The organism is Nakamurella sp. (assembly GCF_048594475.1).
Taxonomy (GTDB): Bacteria; Actinomycetota; Actinomycetes; order Mycobacteriales; family Nakamurellaceae; genus Nakamurella.
The window spans coordinates 1-1,547 of the sequence record NZ_JBMDXT010000337.1 but is presented as its reverse complement, the minus strand read 5'-3'; the positions used below and the strand labels follow the sequence as shown (position 1 = coordinate 1,547).

2 protein-coding genes are annotated in these 1,547 nt (G+C 75.2%); both read right to left on the bottom strand.

Translation table 11 applies throughout. From position 1 onward, the window contains the following. Positions 1 to 288: response regulator (locus ACOJUF_RS15325; RefSeq protein WP_420122693.1), on the bottom strand; the 288-nt coding region annotated here is incomplete at its 3' end. After that, positions 285 to 1,367 (bottom strand): histidine kinase, encoded by a 1,083-nt coding sequence (locus tag ACOJUF_RS15320; RefSeq protein WP_420122692.1) that lies wholly within the window; start codon positions 1,365 to 1,367, stop codon positions 285 to 287. The genes ACOJUF_RS15320 and ACOJUF_RS15325, both read right to left, overlap by 4 nt. Positions 1,368 to 1,547: the final 180 nt, after the last annotated feature.

The following is a 1,547-nucleotide window of genomic DNA, read 5'->3' as shown; positions in this document are numbered from 1 at the left end:
CGACTCGAAGAAGTACTGCTCGTGGTCGTACATGGACAGCATCAGCACCCGCACCGGACTGCCCCGGCGGTCGAGTTCCCGGGCCGCCTGCAACCCGGTCATCCGCGGCATGGCGATGTCCAGGATGGCCAGGTCGACCTCCCCGGCGGCGGCCAGGTCGACGGCCTGGGCGCCGTCGCCGGCCTCGGCGACCACCTGCAGGTCGGGCTCGCCGTCGAGGATCAGCCGAAGACCCCGGCGGACCAGGGTGTGGTCGTCGGCGAGCAGGACGCGGGTCGGGGCCGTCATGAGCCCGCCCCCGGGCCGGCGGCCGCGCCGGGCCGCCGCGGGACCCGCAACCGCAGGGCGGTGCCGCCGCCGGGCGCGGGTCCGATGGTCAGGTCGGCCCCGACCAGGATCGCCCGTTCCCGCATCCCGCGGATCCCGGCGCCCTCCTCGGTGCCGACGCTCCGGTCATTCCCGCCCCGGTCGCGCGCGCCCGGCCCGCCGATCCCGCGGCCGTCGTCGCGGATGGTCAGCCGGACGCCGTCGGGCTCGGCGGTCAGGGTCAGGTCGGCGGTCCCGGCCTCGGCGTGCCGGGCGACGTTGGTCAGACCCTCCTGCGCGATGCGGTAGATGACCAGTTCGGCGTCGGGCCCGAGGTCAGGCAGCCGCGGATCGATGCCGACCGTCACCGTCGTGTCGCCGGCCCGGCCGAACTCGGCGGCCAGGGCGGTCAACGCGCTGCGCAGCCCGAGGTCCTCCAGGACGCCCGGGCGCAGCCGGCGCGCGACCATGCGGACCTCGTCGAGGCAGGTCCGGATGGTCTCCTGCACGGTGTGCAGCTCCGCCTGCAACTGCTCCGGCGCACGGTCGACGGTCCGCTTGAGCACCAGCAGGACCGCGGTCAGGCTCTGCCCGATCTCGTCGTGCAGCTCGCGGGCGATGCGCTGCCGTTCCCCCTCCTGGGCGGCCAGGGCGTGCGCGCTGCTGACCCCGCGTTCGTGCTCGAGCCGGTCCAGCATCCGGTTGAACTCGCGGACCAGGTGCCCGACGTCGCGGTCCGCCGGCATCGACAGCCGCTGCCCGGGCCGCAGCAGGTCGACCCGTTCCATCAGCGCGGTCAGGCGGTCGAGCGGCCGCAGGGTGGCCCGGACCAGGATCGCGTTGACCGCCACCATCGCGATCGCGCCCACCCCGAGCACCACCACCTCGGTCAGCCGGACCGGGTCGGAGACGGTGACCGGGGTCAGCGTCAGGAACAGGCCACCGACGACGACCACGGCCGCGTTGAACAGCAGCAACCGCTGGAACAGCGTCGTCGCGTGCCGGGCCGGTGCCGGGACGGGATCGTCGACGCCGCGGCGCCGGTCGAGGGTGACGGACATGACCCCAGGGTCACCATCCGGCGGGGGAGTGTCCATGGGGGCCGGCCTCCATTTCGCGCGCGGCGCCCGGCGTCCAGGGGCCACTTCCGGTCGTTCCGGCCGCCCGGGAACGACCGGAACCGGCCCCTCGACCCGGCCCCTCGACCGGCGCCGGCGGCCCGGATATGGGTGCTGGACCCG

What these genes read in the sequence shown, in the direction of transcription:
- ACOJUF_RS15320 (WP_420122692.1), bottom strand. Translation starts at nt 1,367, where the DNA reads ATGTCCGTCACCCTCGACCGGCGCCGCGGCGTCGACGATCCCGTCCCG.